Source organism: Ferrovibrio sp. (assembly GCF_029255545.1).
Taxonomy (GTDB): Bacteria; Pseudomonadota; Alphaproteobacteria; order Ferrovibrionales; family Ferrovibrionaceae; genus Ferrovibrio.
The window spans coordinates 13,064-35,984 of sequence record NZ_JANLJJ010000064.1 but is presented as its reverse complement, the minus strand read 5'-3'; the positions used below and the strand labels follow the sequence as shown (position 1 = coordinate 35,984).

Below are 22,921 nucleotides of genomic sequence, written 5' to 3'. Positions count from 1 at the left end.
ATCCGGCCTTCTCCTTCGCTGGGCGCACAGGCTAAGGCGTCCGCTTTACCGTCGTGTTAACGGACTTCGCCCCTAACGAACTTCGCCGCTGCGCGGCTGCTCGGTGGCGCCATCCTCGGCGATCACCGTCTCGCCGGCGATCATGCGCTGGCCGACGCAGACCAGCGGCACCATGCCGTCATCGAGATAGACGTCGACGCGGCTGCCGAAGCGGATCAGGCCAAAGCGTTCGCCGGCCTTGAGCTCGCGGCCTTCCTGCACCTCGCAGAGGATGCGCCGCGCAACGAGGCCCGCGATCTGCACGACCGCGATCTCCTTGTCGCCCTTCAGCTTCAGCCGCATCGACTGGCGCTCGTTGTCGGTGCTGGCCTTATCCAGCGCCGCATTGAGGAACTTGCCCGGGCGATAGGCCAGCGTCGTAACGATGCCGTCCACCGGCGAGCGGTTCACATGCACGTCGAACACGTTCATGAACACCGAGATGCGTTGCCGCGGGTCGGCGCCCATGCCCAGCTCCTCGGGCGGCGCGGAGCGCTCGATCATCTGCACCACGCCATCGGCGGGCGAGATCAGCAGGCCGTCGCGCACCGGCGTGACGCGCGGCGGATCGCGGAAGAAATAGGCGCACCAGCAGGTCAGGACCACGCCCAGCCAGCCGAGCGGCTCGGCGACCCAGAACAGCACCAGCGTCACCACGGCAAAGATGGCAATGAACTTCCAGCCTTCGCGATGGATCGGCACCAGAACGGAACGGATCGTGTCCATAGACGGCATAACCCTTTGAAAAATGCAGTGGCTGCAATGTAGCGATTGCGGCCCCCGGCTTAAAGGTCCTGCCGGCCAGAATCGCCGCCTGGATCCCGTGGCCTGGAATAGCCTGGGCGATTGGCGATGCCCCGTATTCGCCCGGCCCACACATTTCCTCCGTATCGGGATCATGCTAGAGGGAACCGGCAAAGCCCAACCAGTAAAGCCTGACCCAGGAGGAACAACCATGGCGCCCATGCAGCGTCTGATCCGATTTTTTGCCGCGGCCGTCGCCGCCATTACCCTGTCCGGCATCCTGCCGGCCACCCTGACCAATGCCCGGGCGCAGGCCTGGCCGTCCAAGCCGGTCACCATGGTCGTGCCCTTCCCGGCCGGCGGCACCACCGACATCGTCGCCCGCCTGGTCGCCGCGAAGCTCAGCGAGGTCTGGGGCCAGCCGGTGATCATCGACAACCGCGCCGGCGCCGGCGGCAATATCGGCTCGGCCATGGTGGCCAAGGCGGCGCCCGATGGCTACACGCTGCTGATGGGCACGGTCGGCACCCATGCGATCAATGCCAGCCTCTATGCCAAGATGCCCTATGACGTGGTGAAGGATTTCCAGCCGATCACCAATGTCGCCGCCGTGCCGAACATGCTGGTGGTGCATCCCGAGCTGCCGGTGAAGACGGTCAAGGACCTGATCGACTACGGCAAGAAGAATCCGGGCAAGCTGAACATGGCGTCCAGCGGCAACGGCACCTCGATCCATCTCGCCGGCGAATTGTTCAAGGTGATGACCGGCGTGCAGATGGAGCACATCCCCTACAAGGGCTCGGCCCCGGCGATCACCGACCTGATCGGCGGCCAGGTGCAGGTGATGTTCGACAACATGCCCTCGGCCCTGCCGCATGTGAAAGCGGGCAAGCTGCGTGCGATTGCCGTCACCACGGCGACCCGTTCGGCCGCCATGCCTGACCTGCCGACCATCGCCGAAGCCGGCCTGCCCGGTTTCGAGGCCGCCTCGTGGTTCGGCATGCTGGCCCCGGCCGGCACCCCGAAGGAGATCGTCGCCAAGATCCATGGCGATGTGGTGAAGCTGGCCAAGAGCACCGACCTGAGCGCCAAGCTGGCCCAGCAGGGCGCCGTGCCGGTGCTGAACACGCCGGATGAATTCACCGCCTATATCAAGGCCGAGCTGGCCAAGTGGGAAAAGGTGGTGAAGGCCTCGGGCGCCCGCGCCGATTAAGCCTTCCGCATGGACGAATAGGAAAGGCCGGCAGCAATGCCGGCCTTTTTTATTGCACATTTGCGCGCATTACACATCCGCTCCGCCCTTTGGCGGAATGTCGGCATATATCTCCAGCAGGTTGCCGTCGGGATCGCGGAAAAACAGCGTGCGATGACCAAAAGGCTGGTCGGTGGGCGGTATCACCAGCGCGATGCCCTGCCGCAGCAATTCATCCGCGCAGGCATCCACCTCATGCGGCGCAACCTTGAAGGCAAGCTGTAAAGCCGCGCTGCCCGGCGGAAGCGGAGTATCCTTGGCCGTCAGGCCCGGAATGGCGAGCGCCAGCGTGTTGGCGCCGACGCGATATTCGATCCAGCGCGGCGAAAGTTCACGGATCACGTCGAAGCCGAGCACGTCTTCATAAAAGCGACGCATGGCGGCCAGGTCGCGCACATAGATCACGGTATAATCGATGGCCTTGATGGCTCGAAAGGCGGAGTCGGGAGTCCGCACTGGCTGATCCATCGTATTGTCCTTTCCTGTACGACGCGGCTTTCGCCGGGTGTCTACTATAGGCAGCGACAAAGGATCGTTCTGGTTCTAATTCTGAAGCACCGGATTGGCGCGCAGGCGTTCGGCGGCGAAGTCGATGAAGGCGCGCAGCTTGGCATTGGCGCGGCGGCCCTCGGCATGCAGCAGGTGCACCGGGATCGGTGGCCTTTCATGCTCGGCCAGCAGCACCTGCAGTTTTCCCGCCTGCACCTCCGGCGCCACCATGTAGGACAAAACGCGCGTGACGCCGCGCCCGGCCACGGCGGCCGCGATCACGGCTTCAGCCGAATTGATGAAAAAGCGCGACGGCGGCTCGATCATCTCGTCGCGGAAATGCCAGCCCTCGGCCACGATCGGCGGCGCGAACAGCAGGCAGGTGTGATCCATCAGCTCACGCGGCCGCAGCGGCGCGCCATGACGGGCGATGTAGTCGGGCGACGCCACCACCACGGGCCGCACATGGCCGACGCGCACGGCGCTCAGGCTCGAATCCTGCAGATGCGCGATGCGCACGGCAACGTCGAAGCCTTCCTCGATCAGGTTGGTGACGCGATCGAGCAGCAGCAGCCGCGCCGAGACATCGGGATAGTGGTCGAGGAAATCCAGCACCACCGGCGCGACATGCCGGCGGCCGAACATCAGCGACGCGGTGATGCTGAGCTGGCCGCGCGGCGCACCATGCAGGCCGGCGGCCGAGGCCTCGGCCTCCTCCAGCTCAGCCAGGATGCGGCGGGCATCGGCGAGGAAGCGTTCGCCCGCCTCGGTCAGGCGCACATGGCGGGTGGAGCGCTGGAACAGGGCCGTGCCCAGCCGGTCTTCCAGCAGGGCGACGGCGCGGGTGACCGAGGGCGGTGAGAGATTCAACCGCCGGGCGGCGCCGGCAAACCCGGCCCCCTCGGCGGCGGCGATGAAAATCCGCATGGCGTCCAGACGATCCATGATTGTTTCATAATATGAAACACTGACTTGTCAATTAGCTGAATTCCATCCAAAGGCGGAAACATCATATTCAGGAGCGCACATCATTATCCTGCTGAGGACCACCCCATGCCCATCGCCCCCACCCGCCCGATCCGGCTGCATCGTTTTCCGCTGTCGGGCCATGCCCATCGCGCCGAGTTGTTCCTCTCCCTGCTCGGCCTGCCATTCGAGAAGATCGAGGTCGACCTGCGCAACGGCGCGCAGAAGCAGCCGGATTTCCTCCGCCTGAACCCCTTCGGCCAGGTCCCGGTGATCGAGGATGACGGCCATGTGGTGGCCGACAGCAATGCCATCCTGGTCTACCTGGCCACAAAGTATGACCAGAGCGGCCGCTGGCTGCCGCGCGATCCGGCGTTGGCGGCGGACGTGCAGCGCTGGCTCTCGGTCGCGGCCGGTCCGCTCGCCATGGGGCCGGCGCTGGCGCGCCTCGTTGTCCTGTTCGGCGCGCCCTACGATCAGGAACGCGCGAAAGCTGGCGCCGCGGCACTGTTCGCCGTCATGGAGCAGCATCTGGCCAGCCGTCCCTTCTTCGTCGGCACGACGCCGACCATCGCCGACATCGCGCTCTATTCCTACATCGCGCATGCCCCCGAGGGCGGCGTGTCGCTGCAGCCCTATCCGCAGATCCGCGCCTGGCTGCAGCGTATCGAGGCCCTGCCCGGCTTCGTGCCGATGGTAAAGAGCCCGACACCGCAGGCGGCGGAGTAAAGCGTCATGGGCCGCTTCCATGCCGGCGAACAGGCGTTGCAGGCGCGGCTGCATCCCGCCCTGCCCGCGCGCATGCAGCAGACCGCGGCCATGGTCATCCGCGAATTCATGCCGGACCAGCATCGCGAGTTTTTCGCGCTGCTGCCCAGCCTGATCATCGGCAGCCTGGATGACGCCGGCCGGCCCTGGGCCTCGATGCTCAGCGGCCTGCCGGGCTTCATCCTGTCGCCCGATCCGCAGACCCTGCATGTGGCGGCCAAACCCATCGCCGGCGATCCGCTGGGCCGGCATCTGACGCTGGATACGCAGCTCGGCCTGCTGGGCCTGCAGCCGGAAACGCGGAGGCGCAACCGCATGAACGGCCGCGTCACCGCGCTGGACGGCAGCGGCTTCACCGTCACGGTCGAGCAGAGCTTCGGCAACTGCCCGCAATATATCCAGGCGCGCGCGCCACGCCTCGTTGCTGCGCCGGCCGCGCCGCCGCTGCGGCCTGAATCCGCGTCGCTGTCGCCGCGCGCCGGCGCCATGCTGAGCCAGGCCGACACTGTGTTCATAGCCACGGCCGCGAAAGACGAAGGCGTCGATGCGTCCCATCGCGGCGGCCGGCCCGGCTTCCTGCGCGTCGAGCAGCGCGATGGCGCCACGCAACTCACGTTGCCCGATTTCCGCGGCAACAAGTTCTTCAACACGCTGGGCAACATCGCGCTCAATCCGCGCGCCGGGCTGCTGGTGGTGGATTACGCCACCGGCGACCTGCTGCAGCTCACGGCCCATGCCGAGATCATCTGGGACGGGCCGGAGGTGGACAGCTTCGCCGGCGCCGAACGCCTGCTGCGCTTAAACGTCGAGACCGGCCACATCATCGAGGGCGGCCTGCCCTTGCGCTGGAGCGAACCGGATTATGCGCCGCAGCTGATCGCGACGGGAAGCTGGACTTAATCCCCCGCGGCCGAGAGCACGCCGAGGCTGTCCTCCGTCTCGGCGGCGCGGGCTTCCTGCTGCTTGTGCCACAGCGCGGCATACAGCCCGCCGGCCTGCAGCAATGCATGATGCCGTCCGCGTTCGGCGATGCGGCCCTGGTCCAGCACGATGATCTCGTCGGCGTCCACCACGGTGGACAGGCGGTGGGCGATCACCAAAGTCGTGCAGCCTTCGGCGGCGCGGCTCAAAGCCGCCTGGATCTCGCGTTCGGTATGGGTGTCAAGCGCCGAGGTGGCCTCGTCGAACACCATGATCTTCGGATTCTTCAAGAGTGCGCGGGCAATCGCCACGCGCTGCTTCTCGCCGCCCGAGAGCTTCAGGCCGCGTTCGCCCACCATGGTGGCCATGCCATCGGGCAGGCGGGCGATCAGGCCATCGAGCTGCGCCAGCCTCGCCGCCTCGGCCACGTCTTCATCGCTCGCATCCACGCGGCCATAACGGATGTTGTAGAGGATCGTATCGTTGAACAGCACGGTATCCTGCGGCACGATGCCGATGGCGCGCCGCAGGCTGGTCTGCGACACCTCGCGGATATCCTGGCCGTCGATGCGGATGCATCCGTCGCTGACATCGTAGAAACGGTAGAGCAGGCGCGAAAGCGTCGATTTGCCCGCGCCCGAGGCGCCCACCACCGCCACCTTGGCGCCGGAGGGAACGCGGAACGAGACGCCGGCCAGGATTTCGCGGCGCGGGTCATAGGCGAAGCGCACGGCATCGAACTCCACTTCGCCCCGCGTGACATTGAGCGCCGGCGCGCCGGCCTTGTCCTGCACCTCCTGCGGCACGTCGAGCAGCCTGAACATCGCCTCCATGTCGATCAGGCCCTGCTTGATCTCGCGATAGGCGAAGCCGAGGAAATTGAGCGGCAGGTAGAGCTGGATCAGGTAGGCATTGACCATGACGATGTCGCCCAGCGTCATGGAGCCGTCGCGTACGCCCAGCACGGCCAGGCTCATCACGCCGATCAGGCCGACGGCGATGATGGCGCCCTGGCCCAGATTGAGCAAAGCCAGCGAGGTCTGGCTTTTCACGGCGGCGCGTTCGTAACGGCTGAGCGCCTCGTCGAAGCGGCGAGCTTCATGCGCCTCGTTGGTGAAGTATTTCACCGTTTCGTAATTGAGCAGGCTGTCGACGGCGCGGGTATTGGCGCGCTGGTCCTCGTCGTTCATCTGGCGCCGGTATTTGGTGCGCCATTCGGTGATGCTCAGTGTGTAGAAGATATAGCCCGCGATGGTGCCGACCGTGATCAGCGCGAAGCTCCAGCCATACAGCCACCACAGGATGCCGCCGACCAGGCCGATTTCGACGATGGTGGGCAGGATGTTGAAGGTCATGAACTGCAGCACGAACTGGATGCCCTTGGTGCCGCGTTCGATCACCCGGCTCAGGCCCCCAGTCTGGCGCTCCAGGTGGAAACGCAGCGACAGGGCATGCAGGTGGTTGAAGGTCTGCAAAGCCAGGTCGCGGATCGCCGCCTGGGCCACCTTGGCAAACACCGCGTCGCGCAATTCGCCAAACCCCTGGGCCGCCATGCGCGCCACGCCATAGGCCAGCACCATGGCGAGCACGGCGCCGACGGCAATCTGGCCGGCCGATAATCCGGTATCCAGCAGATCGACGGCGCGCTTGAAGAAATACGGCACTGCAACATTGACCAGCTTGGCCAGCAGCAGGAACAGCAGCGCGATCACCACGCGGCGGCGCAAATCGGGCCGGCTGGCCGGCCAGAGTCGCGGAATCAGCAAGCCGGGTAGCGTTTTTTTCAAGTCGGTCATGATGGGCAGGCTTTGCTGGCTGGATTAGGCTGGCGGCGCTTGATCGGGGTGTGTACGGAGCGTATCGTTTGCCCCCAAAACAATCGACCCCGAAGATTCCTTTTTCTGACCAGGGAGCAGTCCGATGAAAGTGGTGAGCTTCGTCCGCAATGGCAAGAGCTCGTATGGCGTGGTCTCCGGCGACGGCATCGTGGATGTCGGCGCCAGGCTGGGCGGCAAGTATGCCGATCTCGTCGCGGTTCTCAAAGCCGGCGCGCTGGCCGAGGTGGAAGCGACTGCCAAAGGTGTGACGGCCGACATGAAACTGGACGGCACCACCCTGCTGCCGGTGGTGCCCAATCCGGGCAAGATCGTCTGCGTCGGCGTCAATTATGACGAACACCGCCGCGAAATGGGCCGCGAACCGCCGGGCCAGCCCACCATCTTCGTGCGCTGGCCGGAAAGCCAGGTCGCCCATAACCAGCCGCTGCTGAAGCCCGCCGAATCCGACAAGCTGGATTACGAGGCCGAACTGGCCGTGATCATCGGCAAGCATGGCTACAAGGTCTCGGAGGCCGACGCCTTCGGCATCATCGCCGGCTATTCCTGCTACAATGACGGCTCGGTGCGCGACTGGCAGACCCATACCAGCCAGTTCACCCCGGGCAAGAACTTCGTCGCCACCGGCGGCTTCGGCCCCTGGATGGTGACGGCTGACGAGATCCCCGACCCGCAGACGCTCGACATCGAAAGCCGCCTGAACGGCCAGGTGATGCAGAAGTCGAACACCGAACTGATGACCTTCAACATCCGCAAGATCATCAAATATGTCACCGCCTTCATCCCGCTGGAAGCCGGCGACGTGATCGCCACCGGCACCCCGGGCGGCGTCGGCACCAAGCGCAATCCGCCGGTCTACATGAAGGACGGCGACATCATCGAAATCGAGATCGCCAAGGTCGGCCTGCTGCGCAACCCGGTGAAGAACGCGTAAGCGGTACTGAATTCCGGTTTAGAGCGGCGCCCTTTGTGGCGCCGTTTCTTTTCCTGTCCGCCGCTCCCGCCGGAGGTGACGGCATCAACTATCCTTCCCCACCGCCTCGGCGATACTCCTGAACCCGTCTCGCTTCAGCAATGCAGCGAGCTCGCTCTTGATGCGACCGACCAGGCCGGGGCCTTCAAACACCATCGCCGAGTAAAGCTGCACGGCCGAGGCGCCGGCGCGGATGCGCGCATAGGCATCTTCGCCCGAGGCAATGCCGCCCACGCCGATCAGCGCCATGCGGTTGCCGATCTTGCCATGAAGCTGCTTCAGCACCGCTTCGGCGCGATCGCGCAGGGGCGCACCCGACAGGCCGCCGGTCTCGCCCCTGTGGCGGCTGCGCAACGTATCGGGCCGCGCGATGGTGGTGTTGGTGGCGACGATGCCGTCCAGCCCGTATTGCAGCGCCAGCTCCGCCACCGCGTCGATGTCATCTTCGGCCAGGTCGGGCGCGATCTTGACCAGCAACGGCGTCCTGTATTGCGCATGCAGGGGCTGCAGCCGGGTGAGCAATGCAGCCAGTTCCTCGCGGCCCTGCAGGTTGCGCAGGCCCGGCGTGTTGGGCGAGGAGACATTGACCACGGCGAAGCCGCAGAGCGCGGCCAGCCGCGCATAGGAAATCGCGTAATCGCCGGGGCGATCCTCGGAATCCTTGTTGGCGCCGAGATTGACGCCGACCAGCCCCAGGCGGCCGCGCCGCTGCTCAAGGCGCGCGGCCACCACATCGAGGCCTTCGTTGTTGAAGCCCATGCGGTTGATCACCGCGTGGTCTTCCTCCAGCCGGAACAGCCGCGGCCGCGGATTGCCCGGCTGGGATTTTGGCGTGACGCCGCCGACCTCGACGAAGCCGAAACCCAGCCGCAGCATGGCATCGGGCACTTCGGCATTCTTGTCGAAGCCGGCCGCCAGCCCAACGGGATTGGGAATGCGCCGGCCGAACAACGTGGTGGCCAGCACCGGATCATCGGCCTGGCGGGGCGGGAGGACCAGCCCGGTCTTGAGCAGGTCGAGCGTCATGCGGTGTGCCCGCTCGGACTCGACATGCCGCACCAGCGGCCAGACCAGACAACGATAGATGTTCATGCAACGGGCTCCGGGCTGCCCGATGGTAAAGCGACGAGGGGCAGCGTGGCTAGGATGTCGAATTCCAGCGCGGGATAAACCGCCTCGCGCATCAGCGCCACCGTATGCAGCGGGAAAGGCAGATCGAGCGGCAGGGCACTGATACGAGCAGCGAAATCCGCCGGCAGTGCCACGGCATCGGCATACCGGGCCAGCGTGACATGGATCAGGTCATACTGCGGCGGGCCGCCGGGCGGTGGTGGCAACATGGCGGCCAGGCGGCGGCGCAGCGACCAAACCGCATCATCGGGTTCCGCCACGGCGATCACGGCAATCGATGTGGCGCGCAGGCTGGTGAAGCGCAGGGTGACCGGCGGCTGCGCCGTGGCCCAGTCGCGCAGTTCGGTCAGGGCGCGTTCGCCATGGGTTTGCCAGTAGGCCGTCTTGTCGAAATCCGAACGGACCGGCGCGATGCCATAAAGCGACAGGTGCAACGTTTCGGCCGGCACGATGCGCAGGCCGGCCGGAGCCGCCGCCGCCGCCACCCGCGCCAGAACGGGCTGCACGCCGGCCTGCACCCCCAGCGGCGCGAGCGCCACGGCCGTATAGGACAACGCCGCCTGCCGCCACAAGGGATCAAGGCTGAACCTGTCGCTCATGCCTCCAGCTCCGGGAAAACGTGGCGGCCATCGGGGCCGAGCGGCAGGGGTTCGACGCGATGCACAGCCAATGCCGGCAGGTCGCCATAGAGATGGGGAAACAGATCGTCGTTGCGCGATTTTTCCCATTTCAGCGGCGCGGTCAAAGATTCCGTCGCCACATAGAGCAGCACCAGATCGTGCAGCCCGGCATAATGTTTCGCCGCCGTCTCGGCCACCTGAGCGGCTGTGGAAAAATGGATGAAGCCGTCGCGGATGTCATGCGCGCTGCCGCTGAAGCAGCCGGCGGCTTTCGCGGCCGCCCAGTCGGCGGCGGGCAGGATGCGATAGATGGTGGTCATGGCGATGGCATAGCAGAAAGCTTGCCGGCCGGGGAGAGTTCCGCCGTCATTTCGCCCGGCCGGTGGTTTTCTCGAAACTGCGCAACCCGGCCATGCCCAGCATGGCCAGCACCAGCTCGAACAGGCTGTCGATCTGAATCTCCGGCGGCTGCACGCCCGGCGCCCAGAGCGCGGCGGCCCAGAGAAACAGCGGGTGGCCCAGATAGGCCCAGCCCACCCCGGCGGCGCAGATCCAACCCACGGCGGGGCGCCAGCCGGCGACGAACACGCTGCGATGCGCCGCTTCGATCTTGTTCAGCTCAACCTGGAGCGCGGCAGGATACTGGCGCAGTTTCTCCAGCACGGCTTCAGCCTGGGCGCGTTCGGCATCGGAGGTGAACAGTTTGTCGAAGACATTACCGATCGCCTCGATGGGCGAAGCGATATTGGCCACCAGCAGCTTGTCCAGCATGACACGGTCTCCGTTCAGGCGATGTCGTTGTAGAAGGCATGACGGCCGATCACGACACAGGGCGTATGGCCCTGCGCCCAGTTCGGCGCGATATCGACCATGTGATAATGCGTGGCACCAAAGGTGTAGTCCGGCAGGCCGCCACCCAATGCCTGTTCGGCGATCTGCTGTGCCAGGCGGAACTGCGGATCCCGTTCACCCACCTGCTCCAGCTTGGCGCGGTTGGGGTCGTCGGCCAGCCAGCAGGAAAACTGCCAGGGCCGCAAACAGACCTCGGCCACGCTGCGGCCCCACCAGCCGGGTTTCGCCGCGCGGTTCAGGATCACGCTGGCCACCGCCATCATGCCGTTCCGCCCCTCGCCTCGCGCCTCGCCCCAGAGGGTGCGCGCCAGGGTGTCGCGCGTGAAGGCCTGGTCGCTGAAGCCTGCGGCGCGCCGCAGGTTTTTCAACGACGGCATATCCTGAATCGTCATGCTGCGCTTCCTTTCCGGATCACGATGACAACCTGGCCGGCAGGTCGAGCTTGGCCTCGATGCGCAGCAGATGCTCGGTGAGCCGCGTCTCGACATCCTTCAGGTAACCGATCGAGGCGTAACGTTGCGCGACCTCAAGCTTGTAATCCGACAGCGCCGCGCGGGTGGCGGTGATCGCGGCGCGCTGCTCGGCCTGCATCTGGGCAATCTGCTGCTCGGTGCGGTCACGCTGGCGCTGGATCAGCCAGAACAGGCCGGCCAGCACGGGCAGCTCCACCGCGCTGAGCCACCAGGTCCAATCGAAGGCAAGGTTTGCCATGGCGCTCTCCTTTCCTGTTGTCACAGATCGAATTCTCAGGGTTCAAAGTCATTGGGCGCGATATGGGTTTCGCCGCCCAGCCGCCAGTTCGGCCGGCCATGGCGTGACGGCGCCACACCGAGCCGCACCGGTTCCGACAGCAGGCAGCCCGCCACGGCGTCCAGGCCGTCGTCGCGGCCGAGACTCGAACGCCCCTGATGGCCTGGGCGCCATTCCCGCATCTCGGCGAAGAAGGATGTCCGCGCCACGCTGTCATGCGCCTTCAGCGCACCGGCGGCGAGCACGGCGTCGAAGGCTTCCAGGATACGCACCGCCTTGGCCTTGCGGCTGGTGCATTCGATCACGCCGCTGCCGCATTCGGCCTCGGCCAGGGCGCGGCGCAAAAGGCCGGGCAGGAATTTGCCCAGGCCGTTGGTTTCCAGTCGGATGGCGGGCAGATACAGCGCCTTGGCGAATTCCGCCGCCTGGCGGCAGAGCTGGGTGGCGGCGTCAGCGGGATCACGCGGATCCTGCTGCAGCCATGCGATGCGATGCAGCCAGTAGCCACCTTCGCCATCGGCGAAGACGGCCGCGATCACGCTGCCATCGCCCTTGCGCGGTGAGCCGAAGGACGGGTCCCACCAGCAGCTGGCCGAGACCATGCGCTTGCCGCCGATCTCGATGCGCAGGCGGTCGCCGCTCAGCACCTCGATCGCCAGCTCGTCGCGGTAACCCGCGATCATGTTCGGATCGAGGCGGCCATCCTCGGCCGAGGTCGGCTGCAGCAACATCTGCGCGGCAAAGCGCGCCGGACCGGTGCGCCGGCGGATCACCTCCAGCCGCTCGCGCGAGAAGCGCTCGGGCCAGCGACTCTGGCCATTGATATCAAGGGCCGGCAGCACCAGGCGCTGGAAGCCGGCCAGGAACGGCGCCTCCTCATTGACCTCGTGGCGCGGCTCCAGCGCGTAGATGGAATAATACGAGTGCGGCGTGCCGATATAAAGCTGGGTCCCGTCGGGCACCAGCACGTAATCGATCTCGGCCAGGCGCGCGCGCAGCTCCTCGCGCTTGGCCGGCGTGTCGCAGGTGGCCGGCACCTCGACATCATCGCACAGCACGATATCAGCGCGGCAGCCGGTGATGTTGCCATTCAGGCCGCGCGCCAGCATGGAGGGGTCGCGCCATTCCTTCGCGCGCTGCACGGTGAACTGGTCGGCCGCCCATTGGTCGCGCCGCATCGGGCGTAACGAAATCGTCAACGGATGGCGCTCGATGATGCGTTTCACGTTGCGCACCATCTTGCGCGCCAGCGCCTGCTCGGCCGCCAGCACGAGGATGCGCAGCGAAGGATCGCGCAGCAGCAGCCAGGCCGCGAACAGACCAACCAAAGTGGACTTGCCGGCATCGCGGAACACCAGCAGCAGCAATTCGCGTTTGCCCTCCAGCCAGTTCTGCTCGAGCCAGGCCAGAATCTCGCGATGCAGCGCGGGCAGGCCGAGATGCTGTCGTTTGTTCCAGAACTGCACGAAATCAACCAGCGAGACCTGGCCTGCCACCTCGGGCGGCACGCTACGGATCGGCAGCAGCTCAGCCATGCTCGGCCTCGTTCAGCGCGGCGACCATGGCGCGGTAGCTGTCCATATCGAGATCGATGCCGGGTGATGCCTCGGGCCCGACATCGTCTTCCTGCGCCAGCAATTTGCGTAGCAGGGCCAGATGCGTCAGCACCGTCCTGCCGGTGGCATGGCGCAGCGCCAGAGCCTTGTCGTCGCCGGGCGTATCCGGCCGCGCCTCGAGCGCATCATAGACTTCGGCCACGTCAAGCAGTTTGCGCGTGATGACCTCGCGGAAACGCCCGGCAATATCCGTGCTCATGAATCACTCCCAATGAATCAGCAACGCGGTGAGCAGCAGCAAGGCCGCCGCCAGGTCAGGCAATGTGCATGGCCCGCTCATGCCGCTTGCTCCAGCGCATAGGTGATGTCGAGGCCGGCGCGGAATGCTTCCGCGCGGCGCGCGCACTCCTCCGCGTTGCCGCCGAGCGTGATGAAGCCGGGCGCCTGGCCGGCCTTGTCGAACCCATGCCGCGGCACGGCGCAATCCGCCGCGTCCAGACGCCAGGGCATGACGCCGTCGCCAGGGGGCGGATGATCGATCCGCTTGATGGCGCGGCCGGATGGCCCATAGACCAGATCGATCGCCATGGCCGGCGCCGGCCAGACCGGATCAAAAGGCTCATCGAACAGCAGACTGGCCAGCAGGCGGCGGTGGAAGGACGGGTCGACCTGCGCGATCAGCCAGTCCCATGGCGTGGGCAGGCGCTGGTTTATGTCGGTGAGGCAGAAGCCGCCCGGCGTGACGATGCCCTGCACATGCAGCAGCCCGCGGTTCCAGCCCGGCACGCGGCCGATCAGCCGGGCCAGTCGCGGCAATCGCTCCGCCAGGATGCTGGCCGCGGCGGCATGATAGGTCGCCCGCCACCAGCGCCGCCCCTGCCCGCTCTGGGTCTCCACCTCGAACTCGGCATGGCAGCGCGCGTAAACCGTGCCTGCGCCTGCCGTGAGCAGCATGGCGGCGCCCTCGATACGGTCGCCATCGACCGCCGCCTGCAGCACGACCGGCCCGAGCGGACCGGGCCGGCATTGTTCCGCGAAGAAGGCCTTGGTGAGCCCTTCCGCCTCCAGCCAGTCGAACAAGGCGGCGGCATGGTCGAAACAGCGATAGCCCCAGGGCCGTGGCGACCAGCCGCCGGCCGAGCATGCCGGCTTGGCGATCACCGGGCCGACATAGGACCAGGCCAGCAGCTCCGCCGCCGTGCGCGGCACCATCTGCGGCAGCAGCGGCAGATCAAGCAGGTCGCTGAGCAGCGGGATGCCACTCGCCTTGTCGACCAGCCTGGCCGCCAGCGGCGCGGCCAACGCAGCGACGCCGCAGCGTGCATTCAGCATGGCCGCCGCTTCTGCCAGGGCATCACTGCAGGCCAGGACGAAGATGTAATGACCCCGAGCGGCGTCATTGATCATGATTTGTTCCGACCGATCCGCAACCAGAACCCGTGCCGGGATTCCCAGCGCGGTGGCGGCGGCGGAAAAATGCGCCGCCTTGTCGCGGCTTTCGCGACTGGGCGCGGCCAGCAGGAGCAAGGGCGTGGTCATGCCGCCACCTCCAGTTCGGCCGGATCGATCACCGTCATGCGCGCCGGCAATCCGTCACGCCGCGCCGGCCCCTCGATCTCGATCAGGACCAGTCGCGTCAGCCAGTACAGCGCGGCGGCGAAGATGGCGAGATTGTGCCAGTAGCTGTTGTCGCAGGCCTGGCGCCACAGATCTTGTTCCAGAAACAGGCAGGCCTCCTGACAGAGCGGCAGCACCGGGCAGCGGCCGCATTCCTCCCGCGTCGACCAGTGATGCGCCGTGTTCAGCCTGATTTCCGAAATGGCCGATACATGACCGATGCGATGCCTGGTGTCGGCCGACATGTTCTGGCAGGTCAGCGCATTGCCTTTCAGGTCGACCGCCAGTTTTGCAGGATCATCCATGCCGCATTTCTGTCCCAGGCTGGCGGCCGGTCGCGCGGTAGCGACAAGGCGGAAGAAACCGCTGATCTTGTCGCGGATGGTGCTGACCGCCATCGACTCGCCGCGCACCGCTTCCCAGAACACCTCGTGCATGAAGGCGCGACCATCCCGTTCGTTGCGCAGCGACAGGCGCAGGCCGCCGTCATCGTAGGGCAGCAGGATTTCCTCGGTGACCAGCGGCAATTCCGCGGCCGGCACATCCAGCCGTTCGGCGATATGGCGGCGCACGGCCGTGAGCGACATGTTGCGCCGGTGCAGCACGGTGTTGAAGCTCATGCGGCCCTGGGGTTTCAGCCGGTCATAGAGCATCCGCAGGACATCGCGCTGCTGCGGATTGTCCAGCGGATCCGGACCGCGGTATTTCATCGCCGGCCCGTCATGGCTGATGCCGATGCCGAAACCCAGGCGATCCAGCCAGTCGATCTTTGCTTCATCCAGCAACGAGCCGTTGCTGACAATGCCGAAGGACGCCGCGGGAAACCGCTCGCGCAGGGCTTCGGCCAGCGGCCTGAGCGTCTTCCAGTAGGCGAAGGGTTCGCCACCCCAGAATTCGATCCGCTGCGGCGCGGCTTTCAGCCAGGAGGGCAACCCGGCGAGGAACGAGGCAACATCGCCTGGATCGCCCTGGCTGTCCTGCGGTTGGGCGGCCTGGTTGCAATACTGGCAGGTGTAATTGCATTTGAGGCCGAGCTGGATTTTCAGCACCCGCGGCGCCGGCGATTTGCCGGCCGGAATCGCCGGACTGACGGGAAAGGCCGGACCAGCCTGTTGCGTGGCTCGGTAATCCTGACCGACCGGACGCAGGTCAACGTCCGTGCCATCTTCCCATTGCAGTGATGCTACGGACGGAGTCCAGAGCAGAATCTGCCGGTGGCCCTGCGGACCCGCCATGTGCAGTCGATACGACAGCGTCATGGCAGCCTCACACCACCGCAATGATTTTTTCATCGGCGCCGGAGTAATTGCGCCAGCCAACCTTGAGCTTGATTTTGTCGCCCGGCTCCAGCCCAAGTGCCATCAGGTTGAAATTTGCCACGCCGTCCTTGGTGAAGACTTGGCGATGCGGCAAATACCCGGCATTCGTCTCCAGATACAGTCGCACGGAGTGATCGGTGATCAGGGCGTCGATATTCTTGTCGAACAACTCGACGGCATAACTCGCCATCTGACCAGCCCCAATGACATCCGGCCCCACGAGCCGCAACGAGGGCAGAAGGGCTTTAACACCGAAGAGAAAATTAATCGAAGGATCATTAGTTTCAATTTGAGTCGCGGGCATAGCTAGTGGGCTTGGCATGTTATGTGCGCACCCATAATCTTCGTTGTATTTTAAAACAAGTGTACATTTATCCAAGTTATCACGTGCAAAAGGCACGCAAAGCATTAGCAAGGTGATTTGGTGCTTAGACGCCAAAATCATTTGGCGATGAGCTTTGCTTGGGTAACTTTCAAGATACCTGTTGAATGGAATTTCGAGGGATCCATTGCGCTGAGCATTAAAAACCCACAATCCATAATCAGACCACGCACCGCAACCAGCTATTGCCATGCCTATTTCAAAGCTGACTTCTGAGATTGGCTTTAAAAATAAATCATTACGCCTAGAAGCATGCCTTAAGGTGCCGCCAAGCGCCTTTGCTGGAATCCATTGATCTAGGCCAAGCCTTTTAAAATTGAAAGGATCAGAATTTACTTGAAAAGGATGTACTGGTTTTTGAAGGATATGCTCAGCCTCGTCTAAAGATACTGCATTTTTTATCGGCGCATCTGTGCTTGTGTGCCAAGTTCTTAATAATATTGTTGGTTCGATAATTTTTGCTTCGACAAAAAAAGGGATGTTCAATTGTGAAAAAAGATAGTGGCGGCGTTTTATCATATAATTATTCCTTGTTTGCTATTTGCAGTTACAATCGCACACACAATTACAGTTACAGTTACAGTTGCAATTCGAATAGCAATTGGTTACGCCGCAATTGCAGTTCATCCAGTCGCGGCGCTGCACATCAAAACCGACTTCAGTGCGCAGCAGGTAATAGCTGCCATAGATGCGCTGGTTGACCTGGCTCATGGGCTGATCCGTCGTGCTGGAGCCGCCGGCGAAATCATAACCCGGATTGACATAGCCGAGGCCGAGTCCCCAGCTCCACCAATCGGCATTGGGCATGCTCCACAAGGCATCGCTCTGGCAGTTGCCGTTCGGAATCGCGCCGGCGCAATTGGCCACCTGCTGCTCGAGATAGAGTATCTCTCGCGCGCGGTGCAGGATCGCATCACCGATATCCTGGCCATCAGCGAGCTGGAATCCGGTTTCCAGAGATGATGTGCCTGCGCTCTTCACGCTCGGCACCAGCAGCGGACCGGTCATCGTGTCACCGGATCTGGCAACCGCCTCATCTGGCGGAGTCTGCCAGACCACATCGCCATCAACCGCCGAGGCCTTGGCCAGGATTTGTCCGGTGATGCCGCCATAAGGCAGACCGACGCCTGGCGCACCATCCTGCCCTGCAACGCCCTGCGGTCCGATCGGGCCGGCGACACCGGTTTCACCCTGCGGGCCCTGCGGGCCGGTCGGTCCAACCGGCCCGGTTTCACCCTGTAGGCCCTGCGGACCAACCACGCCGCGTGCCGCCAGCAGAGTCCAATGCACGGCATCCGTATCGGGCGTGATCACATCAGACACATCGGCAAGGCAGATATAGGCGTTCCCCTCATGCTGCACGGCATCGTCACGCTGATAGGCCGTCGCCGCCAACCAGGCGCCGCGCCATGTCAGGCCACGCGGCCCCTGAGGTCCCGTTTCACCCGGCACACCCTGCAACCCCTGCGGACCGGCGATACCTTGCAGGCCCTGCGGCCCCTGCAGGCCTTGCGGGCCGGCATCGCCCCGGCCGAAATAGATGCCGCCGGACCAATCGGCGGCCGCATTCGTGAGCTTGAAGAAGAGCTGGCCAACATCAGCAGCCAGATAGGCAAAGCCGGCAATTGCCGCGTCATGCAGGCTGCGGTTGGCCAGGATGCCAACGGCATCTGGCGTGAATGACTGGCCCGCCGGTCCCTGCATGCCCTGAATGCCGGCCGGCCCCTGCAGCCCCTGCGGACCGGCCGGTCCCTGCGGGCCGGCGGCTCCCGCCGGACCAGCATCGCCTTTTGGTCCGGGCGGACCACCAATTCCCTGCGGCCCCTGGATACCGGTATAGCCGCGCAGACCGGTTGGACCGGGCGCGCCCTGCGGCCCACGCGGGCCAACCGGGCCGGTTGGGATGCTGTCTTCGCCAATCAGGATCGGTCTGCCAGCGCCATCAAAACCGAGCACGCGGTTGGCACGGCTGCCTGGCGTGATCAGCAGATCCTCGGCGGGCGACTGATCGGCGGCCGGCGCCAGTTTGACACTGCGGCCCGCCTTCTCGTCGACCTGCTGGATCAGGCGGGTCAGCCGCTCGAATTCCGCGTTCAGCGCCGCGGCGCGCAACACGCCGCCTTCGGCAAAGCGCGGACCGCTGCTGAGCGCCAGAATACGCGCCAGCGTCACCCGCTGGCCGGCGGACGGCGGCGCATCGCCGAAATCGACATAGCCACCCCCGGCGCCGCCATCGAGCAGATCAACGGAAAAGTCGCCGCGGGGCGTGTCATCGACCCAGACATGCAATTCGCTGGCACTGCTGACCGGAAAGCCAAAGCCAAAGCGGCTTTGTGTGCCGGTTGCAATCAGCTGCACGCGCGGAGGGAGGCTCGATATTGTCATGCGATTGCTCCATAGATCCTTTATCCAATCAGGCCGGCGCCGGCCTTGGCATAGGCCGCCAGGGTTCCGAAGGGATCCGAGCCGGAAGACCGGCTCAGCAGATTGAGCTGAACCCCGGATTGCAGGCTGCGGATCTGGCGATCGATCTGGCTGTCGATGTCCTGGTTTTCGCGCTGGCTTTGGCTCAGCAGATTCTCGAACACGGCGTCGCCCGAACCGTCGCCACTCACGCCGCTGCCTGCGAAAGCCGCACGCTGCGCCGCCGTATTGCGCGCCAGGCGCTCACGCCGGTCGCGCTGGACCCTGGCGCGTTGCTCTTCCAGCGCCGCCAGCTGGTCCTGAACCTGCTGCATCTGGATGGCCTGCGCCTGGCTCTGCGCCTTCTGCTGCTGGTTGGCCTGCCTGATCTTGCTGACCGCGCCCAGAGCCGTGCCGGCTGCCATAAGGAAAGGTTCAAAACCGCTCATCAGTCAGCTCCCTTGATTTCGGTGATCACGGAAAGCAGGGTGCAGGGCAAAGGTGCATCCTGCTCGATACGCCACAACGGCATGTCTGTGCCCCGGACCCAGCCCAGGCCGCGCACCTCGATATCGCCATTCCTGACCGGCAGGGCGGTATCAAGCATGTCGCCGCCACGGCCGAAGGGCAGTTGCCGCAGGCCCTGGCCGACATCGACGGCCAGGGCCTTGGCGGCATGCAGCCGGAACACCGCGCGGACCAGGCGGACCGGACCGCCCTGGCTGGTCACCGCGCCATTGCCCAGCTCCGGCGGCAGGGGACGGATTTCATGGCTGTAAGGCAGGCCGATCTCGACCACGCGGGCCGGACGGCTGAGCGTGATTGCTCCATTCTGCACGACACGCCTGGCCTGCGGCATGCCGTCCGCCACGATGACCACGGTACGGCCTTCGAGATGCTCGAGGCCGCTCCAGCCCTGCCTCGGCGCATCACTGGTCTGCAGCAGATGGGCATCGCTGTGGGTATCGGGCACAAACCGCTCGATCCGCATGGTGCCGGCACGCAGCACCGCGACGTAGATCGTGTTATCGACGACCGCGATGGCCCGGAACGGCCCATCCGTCATGAAGACCGTCCAGGCCGCGACCTGCTGGGCACGATACAGCGTCAGCGCCGCGATCCGGCCATTGGCCATCACCACCAGGAACAACCGGTCGCGCTGAGCGTAATCCTGATCGACCGGATCAGCGAAAAGATGGCTGGATAACAACGCCAGATCGGCTGCCGTGTAGGACTGGTCGATATCGGTATAGATGAATTCACGCAGTTCCTTGCCGGTGCGCGACAGAAACAGCGTGGCGCCATCGACATGGCGCGGCGGGATCGCCCGGTCGGCGAAGGAGCCAACCCGGGTCTGCCGGTCGGCGCGCAGCTTGGTCGGCGTGAGCGGCTCGCCGGTGATCATCCATTCGGCGCCGGTGGTGAAAAGCTGCAGATGCCGGCCGGCCACCACGGCACGGATCGCATCGACCTGGTCGGTCAGCAGGGCGAATTCGATCGCTTCGTCATCCAGTCCGGTACCAAGATCGAAATTGTCGATATCCGACGTCTTGGACAGCCACACCCGGTTCGGCAGGTCGCGTGAACCGGCAAAGGCCAGGCGGTCCTGATAGATCGTGGTGCAGACCGGCCAGCCGTGAATCGCCGAGAAGGCCGGCTCCTCCCAATCTGCCGTGGCGCTGGTATTCTCCAGGGTCTGCAGCACGGTGGCCTGCGCCACTTTCGGGCTGGTGATGGAGTTGATGCGGACGGCCTTCTTTTTGAGGCGGAACTGCAGGTTGACGTGGCCGGGCAGGAAAAAATCCTCCGAAGCCGTCAGCGAAATCGTGCCGCCGGTGGCCGATGGAATCAGGGTGATGTCGTCCCTGGCGAACTTGAAGGTCGGCTCATGCCGCGCGGCGCTGGCGCTGTCGGCCGCGAAGGTAAAGGTCTCGATATGCCAGTCGGTGTGGCTGCGCCGGGTAATGCGCTGCGGCGGCAGATCGGGATGGCACAGGAACAGGGTGTCGGCGCTTTGCGTCCAGGTGAGATTGGGCAGCATCGCCGCGGTCCATGGCGCGCTGCCGGTGAAAACCGGATTGCCGTTGCGGAAGACCCGCAGGATTGCCGCGCTCAGCACCAGTAGATAGGCCTGCTCGGTATTGAAGGTGAAGGCGATGAGCCGAACCGCCGTCACGCCATCGAGGGTCGCGACATGGCCAAGCCCCGGCCGGCGCGTCACGCCGCCGGTCGGCCGCAGCAGCACGTTGCGCAGCCGCGCGGCGCCGTTCATATAGCCCTGCAGGTCGGAACGTCCCCACAGGTCCGGCGCGATCTCGCCGGCGGTGAAGTTGTTCTTCGATATGGTGAGCTTGGCCATCAGCCCCGCACCTCCACCAGCGAGAAATCCTCGATGCGGCCGGGCTCGTCCTGCTGGCTGTCTATGGTCTTGGCGCGCCGGAACTCCGCCTCGGCCAGCTGGTGCAGCAATTGCGCCCGCGTCGTGCTTTCGGTCAGTGGCAGGCAGAACTCGGCCGCCAGCCGGGCAATCAGCGCCAGGTCGAAGAAGGGCGGAAAGCCGCTTTCATCGGGCCGGCAGATATAGGTGAGCAGCACCGCCTCGGCATTGCATTCCAGCCGCTGGCCGCTGATGCGGTAGACCAGGCCGCGGCCACGGTCCGGCTGGCCGGCCGACAGGGCGCGCAGGAAATCCGGCGGCAGCTGGAAGGCATGACCGTAATCGCCCTCCGGTCGCTGATTCAGCCGCGGCAAATTCGCCTGCATGGTTGCGAAGCGCCAGGGGTGCACCGACAGCAGGGCATCGCGCAGGCTGGGATACAGATGTCGCGCGATATCCGCTTCCACAGTGGCATCGTCGAAGCCGGTGATGGGTTTGGCCCCCAGCGTGATCAGCGCGCGGCAACAAAGATCGGTGGCGGTCAGCGCCATGATGAAGCTCCTGTTGACTGGACCGGCCCGTTGGAGCGCTCCGGTGCGACGCGAGGAAAAAACAATCGCACCGGAGCGCTCCGCAGGCCGCGCGGCCCCGGCCGCCGCAGCACGGCGATGACCCGGTCTCCGGGGTCATCGCCGGCGCGGCGGCGGATAGGTCAGTCGGTGTTGCCGCCGCCCAGCGGCGCCAGGTCGGCCAGGTCAACCACGCCGTTCTGGCTGCTGGCGACCACGAAGATGCCGTGCTGCGGCGAGCCGCCGACGCCGGTATTGGCCAGGATGAAATCGCCGACCCGCAGCATCTCGGCGGCGGCATTGAAATAGCCGCTGCTGTCGACCGTGCCGGCCGGATCTGGCGTGCTGTAATGCCAGAGCGTGAAGCCGTTGGCGTAACCCAGCACCGAGAGGGTTTTTGAGCTGTAAGCCATCTCAGTCTCCTCACACTTCGCGGCAGCGCAGGGTGACGATGCCGGCCGGATCGATCAGCGCGGCGCCCTGGCTCATCATGTTGTTGATGAAATGCGCGGCGCGATCGCCGTGCCAGGTGATGTCGGATTTCACCTCCTGACCCGAGGCATGGCCGATCGCGGTCTTGTGGTACCAGTGGCAGAACCGCACGCTGTTCTGCACCGTCAGGCCGCTATGGGCCATCCACAGCGTGCCGAGCCACTGCTTGGCCTGGGCGCCCTTCCACGGCAGATCCTCGTCGCCGATATAATCGGCATCGGCGAATTCGGGGATCTCCAGCAGCTCCGACCATTGTCGCCAGCCGACCACGGCATACCGCTGGCCATCGTCGGGCACATCGGCGTTGCCGAGCAGTTCGAAGGCGGTGAGGATTTTCGCCTTGGTCAGGCCATCGCTGTCGCCGCCGGCGAAACTGGCCGAAAGATCGAGCGAGCGGATGATCAGCTCGTCCGTCTTGCGGCCCAGCGCGTAGGCGCCGGCATTGATGATCACCTCGCGCTCGTTATGGCCGACCTTCAGTTCGTCCAGCGCGTCGAGCCATTCGCCGGCATAGTAATCCTGCAGCAGGCATTCGACGGAGCCGTGATCGACATTCATCACCGGCACCTTGCCGTGGCGGGCCTTGGTGCTGGCGGTACCCTTGCCGACCTTCTGGAAGGTGGTCGACGAACCCTTCACGGACGTCTTCGACCGCACAGTCGGACGCAGCTTGGCACCCAGCCTCTGGTAAGCCTGGTGTACGTCATGCTCGAACTGACGGACGAAGGATTGTTCGATTGTGGGCGTCACGGGACGCTCCTTTCGTCACAGGGGTTGCGTTGCCGCCCTGCAGCAATCGCAGGGCGGCTGGTTCATGCGGCCCACGGTGTTATCCTGCCGAAAACAAGCAGGGCACCGCCGCCGCC

25 protein-coding genes are annotated in these 22,921 nt (G+C 65.0%); 4 read left to right on the top strand and 21 right to left on the bottom strand.

Translation table 11 applies throughout. The features are described 5' to 3' along the window. Positions 1-72 precede the first annotated feature (72 nt). Positions 73-765, bottom strand: a complete 693-nt coding sequence (locus Q1J79_RS12875) for a phosphatidylserine decarboxylase (protein WP_300300977.1) — start codon at positions 763-765, stop codon at positions 73-75. A gap of 229 nt (positions 766-994) precedes the next feature. On the opposite strand from Q1J79_RS12875, the gene Q1J79_RS12870 reads away from it, so the two are divergent. Then, a complete protein-coding gene (locus Q1J79_RS12870; protein WP_300300974.1) occupies positions 995-1,996 on the top strand; it encodes a tripartite tricarboxylate transporter substrate binding protein in 1,002 nt (333 codons plus the stop codon). A gap of 69 nt (positions 1,997-2,065) precedes the next feature. On the opposite strand, the gene Q1J79_RS12865 is transcribed toward Q1J79_RS12870, so the two are convergent. Further along, positions 2,066-2,503, bottom strand: a complete 438-nt coding sequence (locus Q1J79_RS12865; protein WP_300300971.1) for a VOC family protein — start codon at positions 2,501-2,503, stop codon at positions 2,066-2,068. 75 nt (positions 2,504-2,578) lie between these two features. After that, positions 2,579-3,469 (bottom strand): LysR family transcriptional regulator, encoded by an 891-nt coding sequence (locus Q1J79_RS12860; protein ID WP_300300969.1) that lies wholly within the window; start codon positions 3,467-3,469, stop codon positions 2,579-2,581. Between the two features lie 108 nt (positions 3,470-3,577). Here Q1J79_RS12860 and Q1J79_RS12855 point away from each other — a divergent pair, with 108 nt between their 5' ends. Together Q1J79_RS12855 and Q1J79_RS12850 are read left to right on the top strand one after the other, a co-directional pair. Continuing rightward, positions 3,578-4,219 carry a glutathione S-transferase family protein gene (locus Q1J79_RS12855; RefSeq protein WP_300300967.1) on the top strand — a complete coding sequence of 214 codons (642 nt, stop codon included), beginning with the start codon at positions 3,578-3,580 and terminating at the stop codon, positions 4,217-4,219. 6 nt (positions 4,220-4,225) lie between these two features. Further along, positions 4,226-5,158, top strand: coding sequence for a pyridoxamine 5'-phosphate oxidase family protein (locus Q1J79_RS12850; RefSeq protein ID WP_300300965.1), 933 nt, complete (start codon positions 4,226-4,228; stop codon positions 5,156-5,158). Here Q1J79_RS12850 and Q1J79_RS12845 read toward each other — a convergent pair. Beyond that, positions 5,155-6,975 (bottom strand): ABC transporter ATP-binding protein/permease, encoded by a 1,821-nt coding sequence (locus Q1J79_RS12845; RefSeq protein WP_300300963.1) that lies wholly within the window; start codon positions 6,973-6,975, stop codon positions 5,155-5,157. The genes Q1J79_RS12850 and Q1J79_RS12845 overlap by 4 nt on opposite strands. A 124-nt stretch (positions 6,976-7,099) precedes the next feature. Between Q1J79_RS12845 and Q1J79_RS12840 the strand changes: the two genes are divergently transcribed. Continuing rightward, entirely contained in the window at positions 7,100-7,948 is an 849-nt protein-coding gene (locus Q1J79_RS12840) for a fumarylacetoacetate hydrolase family protein (protein ID WP_300300962.1), read from the top strand. A gap of 84 nt (positions 7,949-8,032) precedes the next feature. Here the strand turns inward: Q1J79_RS12840 and Q1J79_RS12835 are convergent, their stop codons facing one another. The 17 genes from Q1J79_RS12835 to Q1J79_RS12755 all read right to left on the bottom strand — a co-directional run bounded on the left by Q1J79_RS12835 (position 8,033) and on the right by Q1J79_RS12755 (position 22,805). Next, positions 8,033-9,079: a quinone-dependent dihydroorotate dehydrogenase gene (locus Q1J79_RS12835; RefSeq protein WP_300300960.1), complete on the bottom strand. Its 1,047-nt coding sequence runs from the start codon at positions 9,077-9,079 to the stop codon at positions 8,033-8,035. Continuing rightward, positions 9,076-9,717: a 2'-5' RNA ligase family protein gene (locus Q1J79_RS12830; protein WP_300300958.1), complete on the bottom strand. Its 642-nt coding sequence runs from the start codon at positions 9,715-9,717 to the stop codon at positions 9,076-9,078. Before Q1J79_RS12830 ends, Q1J79_RS12835 begins: the two co-directional genes overlap by 4 nt. Further along, positions 9,714-10,058 (bottom strand): DUF952 domain-containing protein, encoded by a 345-nt coding sequence (locus Q1J79_RS12825; RefSeq protein WP_300300956.1) that lies wholly within the window; start codon positions 10,056-10,058, stop codon positions 9,714-9,716. Before Q1J79_RS12825 ends, Q1J79_RS12830 begins: the two co-directional genes overlap by 4 nt. Before the next feature lie 46 nt (positions 10,059-10,104). Further along, complete coding sequence (locus Q1J79_RS12820) at positions 10,105-10,509, bottom strand: 3TM-type holin (RefSeq protein WP_300300955.1); 405 nt, start codon at positions 10,507-10,509, stop codon at positions 10,105-10,107. 14 nt (positions 10,510-10,523) lie between these two features. Next, positions 10,524-10,982, bottom strand: coding sequence for a cell wall hydrolase (locus Q1J79_RS12815; protein WP_300300953.1), 459 nt, complete (start codon positions 10,980-10,982; stop codon positions 10,524-10,526). 19 nt (positions 10,983-11,001) lie between these two features. Next, complete coding sequence (locus Q1J79_RS12810) at positions 11,002-11,301, bottom strand: hypothetical protein (protein WP_300300951.1); 300 nt, start codon at positions 11,299-11,301, stop codon at positions 11,002-11,004. Between the two features lie 35 nt (positions 11,302-11,336). Then, a complete protein-coding gene (gene terL / locus Q1J79_RS12805; protein ID WP_300300949.1) occupies positions 11,337-12,875 on the bottom strand; it encodes a phage terminase large subunit in 1,539 nt (512 codons plus the stop codon). Further along, positions 12,868-13,155, bottom strand: a complete 288-nt coding sequence (locus tag Q1J79_RS12800) for a hypothetical protein (RefSeq protein ID WP_300300947.1) — start codon at positions 13,153-13,155, stop codon at positions 12,868-12,870. The genes terL and Q1J79_RS12800 overlap by 8 nt, the downstream gene beginning before the upstream one ends. A 77-nt stretch (positions 13,156-13,232) precedes the next feature. Next, positions 13,233-14,435 (bottom strand): hypothetical protein, encoded by a 1,203-nt coding sequence (locus Q1J79_RS12795; protein ID WP_300300945.1) that lies wholly within the window; start codon positions 14,433-14,435, stop codon positions 13,233-13,235. Next, entirely contained in the window at positions 14,432-15,772 is a 1,341-nt protein-coding gene (locus tag Q1J79_RS12790; RefSeq protein ID WP_300300943.1) for a radical SAM protein, read from the bottom strand. Before Q1J79_RS12790 ends, Q1J79_RS12795 begins: the two co-directional genes overlap by 4 nt. Before the next feature lie 7 nt (positions 15,773-15,779). After that, on the bottom strand, positions 15,780-16,733 hold the full coding sequence (locus tag Q1J79_RS12785; RefSeq protein WP_300300940.1) for a hypothetical protein: 954 nt from the start codon (positions 16,731-16,733) through the stop codon (positions 15,780-15,782). An 18-nt stretch (positions 16,734-16,751) separates the two neighbouring features. Continuing rightward, positions 16,752-18,599 carry a hypothetical protein gene (locus Q1J79_RS12780; protein ID WP_300300937.1) on the bottom strand — a complete coding sequence of 616 codons (1,848 nt, stop codon included), beginning with the start codon at positions 18,597-18,599 and terminating at the stop codon, positions 16,752-16,754. Positions 18,600-18,619: 20 nt separating this feature from the next. After that, a complete protein-coding gene (locus Q1J79_RS12775; protein WP_300300935.1) occupies positions 18,620-19,066 on the bottom strand; it encodes a hypothetical protein in 447 nt (148 codons plus the stop codon). Beyond that, entirely contained in the window at positions 19,066-20,976 is a 1,911-nt protein-coding gene (locus Q1J79_RS12770) for a hypothetical protein (protein ID WP_300300933.1), read from the bottom strand. The genes Q1J79_RS12775 and Q1J79_RS12770 overlap by 1 nt, the downstream gene beginning before the upstream one ends. After that, positions 20,976-21,545 (bottom strand): hypothetical protein, encoded by a 570-nt coding sequence (locus Q1J79_RS12765; protein WP_300300931.1) that lies wholly within the window; start codon positions 21,543-21,545, stop codon positions 20,976-20,978. The genes Q1J79_RS12770 and Q1J79_RS12765 overlap by 1 nt, the downstream gene beginning before the upstream one ends. A gap of 161 nt (positions 21,546-21,706) precedes the next feature. Beyond that, positions 21,707-21,976, bottom strand: a complete 270-nt coding sequence (locus Q1J79_RS12760) for a hypothetical protein (protein WP_300300929.1) — start codon at positions 21,974-21,976, stop codon at positions 21,707-21,709. A gap of 10 nt (positions 21,977-21,986) precedes the next feature. After that, the gene (locus tag Q1J79_RS12755; protein ID WP_300300927.1) at positions 21,987-22,805 is read right to left on the bottom strand and encodes a phage capsid protein; all 819 of its coding nucleotides are present in this window, start codon (positions 22,803-22,805) and stop codon (positions 21,987-21,989) included. Between the last annotated feature and the right edge of the window lie 116 nt (positions 22,806-22,921).